Annotated in this window: 6 protein-coding genes; 1 reads left to right on the top strand and 5 read right to left on the bottom strand. The window is 69.1% G+C overall.

The window, feature by feature from the left end; translation table 11 throughout:
• Nucleotides 1-281: 281 nt before the first annotated feature.
• Nucleotides 282-1,331 (top strand): AI-2E family transporter, encoded by a 1,050-nt coding sequence (locus AW271_RS13175; protein WP_062336354.1) that lies wholly within the window; start codon nt 282-284, stop codon nt 1,329-1,331.
• 246 nt (nt 1,332-1,577) lie between these two features.
• On the opposite strand, the gene AW271_RS13170 is transcribed toward AW271_RS13175, so the two are convergent.
• The 5 genes from AW271_RS13170 to AW271_RS13150 form a co-directional block, all read right to left on the bottom strand.
• Nucleotides 1,578-3,002: a putative hexosyltransferase gene (locus AW271_RS13170; RefSeq protein ID WP_174553088.1), complete on the bottom strand. Its 1,425-nt coding sequence runs from the start codon at nt 3,000-3,002 to the stop codon at nt 1,578-1,580.
• 302 nt (nt 3,003-3,304) lie between these two features.
• On the bottom strand, nt 3,305-4,849 hold the full coding sequence (locus AW271_RS13165; RefSeq protein WP_062336352.1) for a cellulose binding domain-containing protein: 1,545 nt from the start codon (nt 4,847-4,849) through the stop codon (nt 3,305-3,307).
• A gap of 11 nt (nt 4,850-4,860) precedes the next feature.
• A complete protein-coding gene (locus tag AW271_RS13160; protein WP_062336350.1) occupies nt 4,861-6,627 on the bottom strand; it encodes a chitinase in 1,767 nt (588 codons plus the stop codon).
• Entirely contained in the window at nt 6,628-8,241 is a 1,614-nt protein-coding gene (locus AW271_RS13155) for a chitinase (RefSeq protein WP_062336348.1), read from the bottom strand. It lies immediately after the preceding gene.
• A gap of 222 nt (nt 8,242-8,463) precedes the next feature.
• Nucleotides 8,464-8,937, bottom strand: a complete 474-nt coding sequence (locus AW271_RS13150) for a GbsR/MarR family transcriptional regulator (RefSeq protein ID WP_062336347.1) — start codon at nt 8,935-8,937, stop codon at nt 8,464-8,466.
• Nucleotides 8,938-9,004 lie beyond the last annotated feature (67 nt).

Raw genomic sequence — 9,004 nt, 5'->3', positions numbered from 1 at the left:
TTCTTGCTGTTGTGCCTTTATCTTTTCAGCGTTTCCCGCTAGTGTCAAACTGGCACTTTTTGCGGTTCCTGCCGAAAAGCAACCCCTCTAACTTAGCCAGATCCCGTACGATGTCAAATCGACCGGATTTCCGGATCTCGTTGAGTGGGGTTTGCCGAACCAGGTCGACGTGTTAAAGATTAACAGCTCGCCGGAGTGCTTCCGCACGGCCTCGTGGTCACGGCTCGGTCAGTTAACCGCCAACACTGGATCTCCGCCGGTCAGACGGGTAGGAACGCCTCATGATCGAGCTGCCGCGCGCACTGGTCGTCCTGCTGACCGCGGCGGCGGCGGTCGTGACGCTGGCCGGAATCCAGGCCGTGGGGTCGATCGTCGGCCCGGTGATGCTGGCCCTGGTGCTCGTCGTGGCGGTGTCGCCTATTAGGGGTGTGCTCGAGCGGAGGGGCGCGCCGACCTGGTCGCAGGTGGTGGTTCCCTTTCTCGTCGTCCTGCTGGTGCTCGCCGGGATGGTGGCGATCATCGCGGTGGCGGCGACGCAGCTGGCGACGATCGCGCCGACGTACACGGACAAGTTCGCCGCGCTGGCGGCGCAGGCGCGGGCCTTCGTGGCCGAGATCGGGTTCGGGGCCGACCAGATCGACAAGGCCATCGCCTCCTTCGATCCCAGCCGGTTGCTGCCGGTTGCGCAGGGGCTGCTCGCGGGGGCGCTGGGGGCGGGGTCGGCGCTGTTCCTGATCGTGGTGTTGTCGTTGTCGATGAGCCTCGACGCGCCGGCGTTCACCCGGATCATCAGGGTCGCCAAGAAGGAGCGGCCCGAACTGCACGCGGCGCTGACCACGTTCGCGGCGCGGACGCGGCGTTATCTGCTGGTCTCCACCGTGTTCGGGATCATCTGCGCGGTGCTCGACGTGATCGCGCTGGTCGTCCTCAGCGTGCCGCTGCCGCTGCTCTGGGGCATCCTCGCGCTGATCACGAACTACGTGCCGAACATCGGCTTCATCATCGGGCTGGTGCCGCCGGCGCTGCTCGCGCTGCTTGACGGGGGCTTCTCGACGATGTTGCTGGTGATCCTCGCCTACATCGTGATCAACGTGGTGGTGCAGTCGTTCGTGCAGCCGAAGTTCCTCGGCGACGCCGTCGGGTTGTCGACCACGATGACGTTGGTCTCGCTGATCGTGTGGGCCTATGTGATCGGGCCGCTGGGCGCGCTGCTGGCCATCCCGCTCTCGCTGCTGGTGCGGGCGCTGCTCATCGACAGCGACCCTTCCGCCCGGTTCGCGCGGGCGCTCGTTTCGGGGGAAGCGCCTCCGCAGGGGCGTACCCCGGCGTAGGGTCGCCGCGTGCGCAGATGGGACATCGATGAGCGGCAGACCGGGATCGCCGACGGCTCGGCGATGGATCCGCAGGTCCAGACTCTGGTGGCGGCGATGCGCCGCGACGGCTGGGTGACCGAGGAGCCGGAGGTGCACCTGCTGCCGCACCTGAAGAAGGCGTGCGGCGACCGGTGGCGGATCACCGGTGAACGGCTCCTCGACGACGGGGTCTACGAGGTGCGGCTGACGATCGGCGAGGACCTGTCAGGTGTCGCGCTGCACCGTGCCGCTGTCGGTCTTCTCGCGGCCGTCGCCGAGCCGGTCTTCTTCGTCACGCAGAGCGAGCCCCGGGTCTTCGACTGCGTCACCGGGATGCTCGACGCCGACCCGCCCGGGTTCAAGAGTCACGGGCACCTGGTCCGCCTGATCGTCGAATGACCGGCGGGCCCACGGCATCGCCGCGATGAGCAGCGGGAACAGGACGATCGAGCTGATCGCCCACGGCGCGTGCAGGGCGCCCCAGTCCTGGCCGCGGAACTGCGTCAGCACCAGATAGCCGGTCGCGGCCCACAGGGAGCTGCCGATGATCGCCGGCCAGGCCCACTTCGTCGGGCGGGCGACCAGGAACGGCATGAACCAGAGCAGATACTGCGCGCCCAGGCGCGGCGTGACGACCATGAAGCCCAGCAGGATCGCGATCGACACGTCGATCGGGTCGGCCTTGCGCCACCACCACAGGCAGAAGGCGGCCACCGCGTAGATCATGTACTGGCCGACGACGAGCTTCCACGGCGTGAGGTCCCAGTTGCCGCCGTTGATCACGGCGGTCCAGCCCCAGTCGCCGGTGATCGGCCGCACGTCGCTCGGCCGCAGGCTGATCTCCTTCAGCACGTCGACGAGCTGGTCCCAGCGCACCCAGCCGCCGAGCGGCATGGTCAGCAGCACCAGGATCGGCGGCACGGCCACCGCCAGCCCCGACACGATCCGCGCCCGCACCCCCGGCAGGAACATCAGCATGCCCGGCACCAGGATCACCGGCCAGCTCTTCGCGCACAGCGCCAGCCCCATGAGCAGACCGGCGTAGACGGCCCGGCGGGTCACCCCGGCGGCGTCGCGGGTGAGGAGGCTGCGCACCATCCGGTCGGGCCGGGCGAGCAGCGGCTCGCTCCCCCGGAACTCGCCCGGCCCCCGCGCCACCACGTAGGCGGCCACGGCGAAGACCAGCGAGACGGGCTCGACCTGGCCGTGCACCGAGGCGACCAGGACCGCGAGGGGGTTGCAGGCGTACTGGAAGGCCCGGAGCCGCTGCTGCCCCCGGCCCGCCAGCTTGCCGACGAGGGGGATCAGCGCCAGGTCGGCGACGACGGTGACCAGCCGTCCGGCGATCTCCCACGGGATGCCCAGCCACATCAGCGCCCCGTAGACATAGGGGATCGCGGGCAGGAAGTGCCATCCGCTGTTGACCGGGTTGCGTCCTTCGAGGATCGCCTCGCCGGCCGGGCGGAAGCTGTTGACGAAGTCGATCGGCTGCCACGAGTCGGCGGCCGAGAACGCCATGATCAGGACCCGCACCACGACGCCGACGCCGAGGATCGCCAGGAGCGAGGGTTGCCACCCCCTCCGCTGGGCGAGGACGGCGAGCACGACACCGGTGACGAGAAGGATTCCCGTGGGGATTGCGTAGTCCATGACGCGCCAACCTTAGCCATTCCCGGTGCCTCAGGAGGTCGCTCTCGCGCCGTACTCCGGGGGCGGAACCGGCTTCCGTTACGGCTCCGCCCACCCCGGCGCCGCCCGCCGCTCCCGGCCCGCGCCGTGTCCGGCGCCGCCGCCCCGCTCCCGCCTCGCCCCGCGACGGCGCGAAGAAGACACGAAGGAAGACACGAAGAAGGCGGCGCCGCACCCCGGCGTCCCGGCATGGGTGCGGCGCCGCCTTCGTCCTCCGGGGCCGCGGGGGAGCCGGGTCGGCGGCTCCCCTGCGGCCCTGCGGCTCAGAAGCCGGCGGTGATCCTGGTGAAGTCCCAGTTCGACTGGCTGATGCCGGAGCAGTTGGCGACCACGCCGCCGCCGGGACACGGGCGGTCACGGTTGACCGACCACGTCGCGAAGCGGGTCAGACCACGCTGGAGGGCGTAGTCGCGGATCGCCGTCCAGGCCGCGGGGGTGGTGGTCTCGAGCTGGTCGGAGAGGCCGACCATGCCGGAGATGCCCATCTTCGCGTAGGCCTGGGCGTCGGTGTAGCCGTAGGCCGACTTCAGGACGTTCTTCAGGCCCTCCGAGGCGTTGATCGTGTCCTGCTGGATGTTGGAGCTGCCGAAGTCGAAGGTCATGATCGTGAAGTTGTCGATCGGCACCGCCAGGGCGCGGGCCTGGTTGATCAGGCGCACGCCGTGGGAGGTGGGGCCGGTCGTCGACGTCCCGAAGGTGACCGCGATCTTGATGTTCGGGTTGTTCTGCTTGACGATCTTGAGGCCGTTCAGGATGCGGTCCTGGACGGTGTAGTTCTCGAACTCGTCGGTGTTCTCGATGTCGAAGTCGACCACGGCCGGCCCGGTGGCGTTGATCACCGTCTGGACGGCCTGCGCGTACGCCTGCGGCGTCGAGCAGTTCGGGCCGAGCTTGTTGCCCTGCCAGCCGCCGAACGAGACCTGGATCGACCCGCCGGCCGCCTTGATCGCGTTGATGGCGTTCATGTCGGCCGCGTTGTTCAGCGGGCGGTTGCCGTCCCAGGCCGGGTTGCAGCCGCCGGACGACAGGATGAACGCCATCGTGAACGACTTGACGCCGCTCGCGGCCATCACGGTCGCGGGGTTGGGCGGGTCGCCCCAGCCCATGTAGAGGTAGGGCGCGCCGGGCATCCGGGGGCCGCCGGTCGGGCAGCCCGTGGTGGAGCCGGTGACGGAGGCCGACGAGGACGACTCACCCACGCTGTTGTACGCCCTCACCACGTAGGTCTTGGAGGTGCAGGCCGCGATCCCCGAGATGGTCGCCGAGGTGCCGGTGACCTGCGCGCGCTGGGTCGAGCCCTCGTACACGCGATAGCCCGTGACCGTGCCCGAGGACGCGCCCCACGACAGGGAGATCGACGAGCCGGTCGACCCGGTGACCGACGGGTTCCCCGGGGTGCCGGGGGCGCCGGGGTTGGTGGTGCCGCCGCCGCAGGGCTGGCCGTTCAGGGTGCAGTTGGCGGGCACGGCCGAGCCGGGCGAGGCGATGAAGCCGAAGCTGGCGGTGCCGCCGGGCGGGATCGAGCCGTTCCAGCCCACGTTGGAGAAGGTGAAGCGCTGGCCGCTGCGGGAGAGCACGGCGTCCCACTGGGAGCTGACGTTGCCGCCCGAGGGCAGGTCGATGGCGACCGACCAGCCGTTGATGGTCGAGGTGGTGCCGTTGGTGATGACGTACTTGCCCTCGAAGGCGGACCCCCATTCGGAGGTCTTGGTGAAGACGGCGGTGGCGGGCGCGGCGTGCGCGGGGGTGGCGACGAGGACACCCGCGAAGGCGATGGAGGCCGCGAGGAGCACGCGTAAGCGTTTCATCGGTACACGTCCTATCCGAGCGCGTTGAGGTAGGAGCGGTGGCTGCGGGAGAACTCGAAGTTGTTGAACCGGTCCCAGTTGATCGACCAGGTCATCAGACCCCGGAGGTTCGGGTAGACGCCGCGCGGCCGGTAGGGGCCGCAGTTGACGCCCTTGGCCAGGCAGTCGAACGCCTTCTGGACCTCGGCGACGGTGGTGAAGCCGTTGCCCGCCTGCGGGGAGGACGGCAGGCCGATGGCGACCTGGTCCTGCCGCAGCGCCGGGAAGACGTTGTTCGCGTTCCCCTGGATCGGGAAGCCGGCGAGCAGCATGTCGGTCATCGCGACGTGGAAGTCGTGGCCGCCCATCGTGTGGTACTGGTTGTCCAGGCCCATGATCGGCCCGGAGTTGTAGTCCTGCACGTGGAGCAGGGTCAGGTCGTTCCGCATCGCGTGGATGACCGGGAGGTACGCGGCCGCGCGCGGGTCGGCGCCGCCCCACTGGCCCGAACCGTAGAACTGGTAGCCGAGCTGCACGAAGAACGTCTCTGGAGCCATGGTCAGGATGAAACGGCTCCCGTAGCGCGCCTTCAGCGAGCGCAGCGCCGCGATCAGGTTGACGATCACGGGGGTGGTCGGGTTGCGGAAGTCGGTGTCACCGGCGTTCAGCGACAGGCTGTGGCCCTCGAAGTCGATGTCGAGACCGTCGAGGCCGTACTTGTCGATGATGGCGCCGACCGACTGGACGAACTTGTCGCGCGCGGCCGTGGTCGTGAGCTGGACCTGGCCGTTCTGGCCGCCGATCGAGATCAGCACCTTCTTGCCGGCCTGCTGCTTGGCCCGGATGGCCGCGATGAACTGCGCCTCGGTCTCCACGTTGGGGCACTCGGCGACCGGGCACTGGGTGAAGCGGATGTCGCCCGAGGTGACCGAGGTCGGCTCGCCGAACGACAGGTTGACGACGTCCCACTCGTTCGGCACGTCGGCCATCCGCGTGTAGCCGGAGCCGTTGGCGAACGAGGCGTGCAGGTAGCCGACCATGACCCGCTTGGGCAGGCCGGTGGGCGGCGGCGGCACGCTGCCGACGGTGGCGGTGACGGTGTTCGACTTGGCCGATTCTCCGGCCGCGTTCACCGCGCTGACCTGGTAGCCGTGGGTTCCGGCGGCGGGCCGGTCGGTGTAGGTCGTCGCGGTCGGCGACGAGACGAGGGTCCCGTTGCGGTAGACGCGATATCCCGTGGCGCCCGAGACGGCGGGCCACGACAGGTTCACGTCGGTGGTCGTCTGGCTGAACGAGAGGACCGGCGCGGCCGGCGGCTGCGGGCCGGGCGGGTTGCCGCCGGGGCCGTCGAGGACGACGTCGTCGGCGTAGTAGGTGCCCTGGCCGTACCAGCCGTTCAGATAGACGGTCACGGAGGTCTGGGCGGCGCCGGTGGTGAACGAGCGGGTCAGCTGGGCCCAGCTCGCCCCGGGCGCGGCCCAGGTCTCGGAGAACCCGATCGCGCCGAGGAAGACGTAGGGGCCGCGCACCCACGCCGAGAGCGTGTAGGCGGTGTTCGGCTGGACGGTCACGGTCTGGGAGCACCGGGCGAAGTCGCTGCCCGCCGGGGTGGCGGCCAGGGCTCCGGAGCCCGAACGGACGGGGGTGGTGACGGCCTGGGCGCCCGAGGAGCACGTCCAGCCGGTCAGGCCCGACTCGAAGCCGGGGTTGGTGGCGATGTTGGCGGCCTGGGCGGGCGACGCCACGAAGGCGCCGCCCAGCACGAGGGCCGCAGCTGCTATCAGGCTGCGGATCTTCATCTACGGCAGGGTGTTCAGGTGGGGGCGGACGGTCCGGGAGAAGTTCCAGTTGTTGCTGGCGTCCCAGTTGATCGACCAGGTCATCGCGCCCCGGATGCCCGGGTAGGCGCGCGGCGGCACGAAGCTGCCGCAGTTGGTGCGGGTCGCCAGGCAGGTGAGGGCCTGGTTGACCATCGACGGGGCGACCACGCCGCCGCCGGCCGCGCCGGGCCCGGCCGGGAGGCCGAGGGCGACCTGGTCGTCGCGCAGGCCGTTCTCCAGCTGAATGCAGGCGAGGGCGGTGAGGAAGTTGATCGAGCCCTGGCCGTAGGCGAACGCCTGGTCGCAGCCGAGCATCGAGCCGGAGTTGTAGTACTGCATGTGGACGACCGTGAGGATGTCCTTGATGCCCAGGGCCAGCTTGAAGTACTCCATGCCGGTCGACTGCATGTCGATCGTCTGCGGGGCCATCGTGATGATCAGCGACGCGCCGACGCGGCTGCGCAGCTGGCGCAGCGCGTCGCCCATCCACTGGGCGTTCAGGCCGTTCTCCAGGTCGATGTCGACGCCGTCGAAGCCGTAGTTCTGCATGATCGAGTAGACGGAGTTGGCGAACTGGGTCGCGGCGGCGGAGCTGGCGACCTGCACGCGGCCGGTCTCACCACCGACCGAGATGATGACCTTCTTGCCCGCCGCCTTCTTGGCCTGGACGTCGGCCTTGAACTGGGCCTCGGTGTACCCGCCGACGGCCGAGGCCAGGCCCGGGTCGAGGGCGAAGGTGACCTGGCCGGGGGTGCTGGTGGCCTCGGCGAAGGCGACGGCGATCAGGTCGTACTCGTTCGGCACCGCCGACAACTTCAGCTCGGTGGCCGGGTTGACGAAGTTGTGCCAGTAGCCGGTGAGGAAGTGCTTGGGCAGCGGCCCGATCGGGCAGCCGGTGGTCGAGCCGCTCACGGCGTCGCTGGCGACCGACTCACCCTGCGCGTTGTAGGCCCTGACCGTGTACGTCTTGGCGGTGCACGCCGCCAGCCCGGAGATCGTGGCGCTGGTGCCGGTGACCTGGGCGCGCTGGGTCGTGCCCTCGTACACGCGGTAGCCGGTGACGGTGCCCGAGGACGCGCCCCAGCTCAGCGAGATGGCGGAGCCGGTCGTGCCGGTGACCGACGGGGTGCCCGGCTTGCCCGGGACGCCCGGCTGCGGTGACGGCGAGGGCGACGGGGACGGGTTGGTGCCGCCGCCGCAGGAGACGCCGTTGACGGTGCAGTTGGCCGGGGTCGCGCCGCCGGGGCTGGCGATGAAGCCGAAGCTCACCGAGCCGCCGACCGGGATGGTGCCGTTCCAGCCGACGTTGGAGAAGGTGAAGCGCTGGCCGCTGCGGGTCAGGGTGGCGTCCCACTGGGAGCTGACGGCGCCGCCGGAGGGCAGGTCGAAGGCGAGCGACCAGCCGTTGACCACGTTGGGGCCGCTGTTGGTGATGACGTACTTGCCCTCGAACGCCGACCCCCACGAGGAGGTCTTGGTGAAGGTCGCCGTCGCGGCGGCGCTGGCCGGGCTCGCGGCGAAGGGGATCACGACGAAGGCGAGCGCGAGCGAGAAGACCGCCGTCAGCGTTCGCCAGACATACCTACGTTGCATGTCACAACCTCGGGTGAGGGGGGTGGGAGGACAGGCTGTGGATGCGTCCGGTGACTTGACGCTGTGTGTGGGAGCTTCTTTTAGTAAAGTTTCCTAAGAGTTGTGGGGATCGTAGCCCGCCGATCCCCGCGTCACAAGGCCCATCCCGTTATCCGGTGAAACATGACGAAACCGCCCCGGAACTCCGAGGCGGTCTATGTCAACAAGTGTCAGACCACTCTGTCAGTCAAGGCCGTGTTCCACCTTGTACTTGCGCCACAGGTCCATGAGCATCGGCAGCGACTCGTGCACGAACTTGAAGTATTCGTTCATCGTCTGGACCCGCCGGGCGGCCGGGGTGCCCTCTCCAAGGGCGGCGCCGATCTCCTCGGCCATGGTGGCCATCGTGACGAACAGGTCGTTCTTCAGGACCGTGGCCTCGTACCAGGGATTGTCGGGCAACCGGTAGACGTCGCTGCGCGAGCCGATCTGCGGCTCCTTGGCCAGCATGCCCACCTGGAGCAGATAACGCACCGCGCCCGACACCGCCGCCGGGCTCACCGCCAGGCGCTCACCGATCTGGCCGGCCGTGAGCGCGTCTTCGTCGGCGGTCATCACCGTCATCAGCACCCGCGCCGCCATGCGGGGGAAACCCCAGCTCGTGAACACCATGGCCATCCGCTCGGTGGCCATCCGTACCTGTTCCTCGTCTCGCATCCAACCTCCCCACCGAAATATATACGCGATTCATACGCGTCATAGATTTCACAAATTTGTGAAACGA

The organism is Herbidospora sakaeratensis, from assembly GCF_001570525.1.
Lineage (GTDB): Bacteria > Actinomycetota > Actinomycetes > Streptosporangiales > Streptosporangiaceae > Herbidospora > Herbidospora sakaeratensis.
This window is presented reverse-complemented; position numbering and strand designations above follow the sequence as displayed.

What these genes read in the sequence shown, in the direction of transcription:
- AW271_RS13160 (WP_062336350.1), bottom strand. Translation starts at nt 6,627, where the DNA reads ATGAAGATCCGCAGCCTGATAGCAGCTGCGGCCCTCGTGCTGGGCGGC.
- AW271_RS13150 (WP_062336347.1), bottom strand. Translation starts at nt 8,937, where the DNA reads ATGCGAGACGAGGAACAGGTACGGATGGCCACCGAGCGGATGGCCATG.
- AW271_RS13155 (WP_062336348.1), bottom strand. Translation starts at nt 8,241, where the DNA reads ATGCAACGTAGGTATGTCTGGCGAACGCTGACGGCGGTCTTCTCGCTC.
- AW271_RS13175 (WP_062336354.1), top strand. Translation starts at nt 282, where the DNA reads ATGATCGAGCTGCCGCGCGCACTGGTCGTCCTGCTGACCGCGGCGGCG.
- AW271_RS13170 (WP_174553088.1), bottom strand. Translation starts at nt 3,002, where the DNA reads ATGGACTACGCAATCCCCACGGGAATCCTTCTCGTCACCGGTGTCGTG.
- AW271_RS13165 (WP_062336352.1), bottom strand. Translation starts at nt 4,849, where the DNA reads ATGAAACGCTTACGCGTGCTCCTCGCGGCCTCCATCGCCTTCGCGGGT.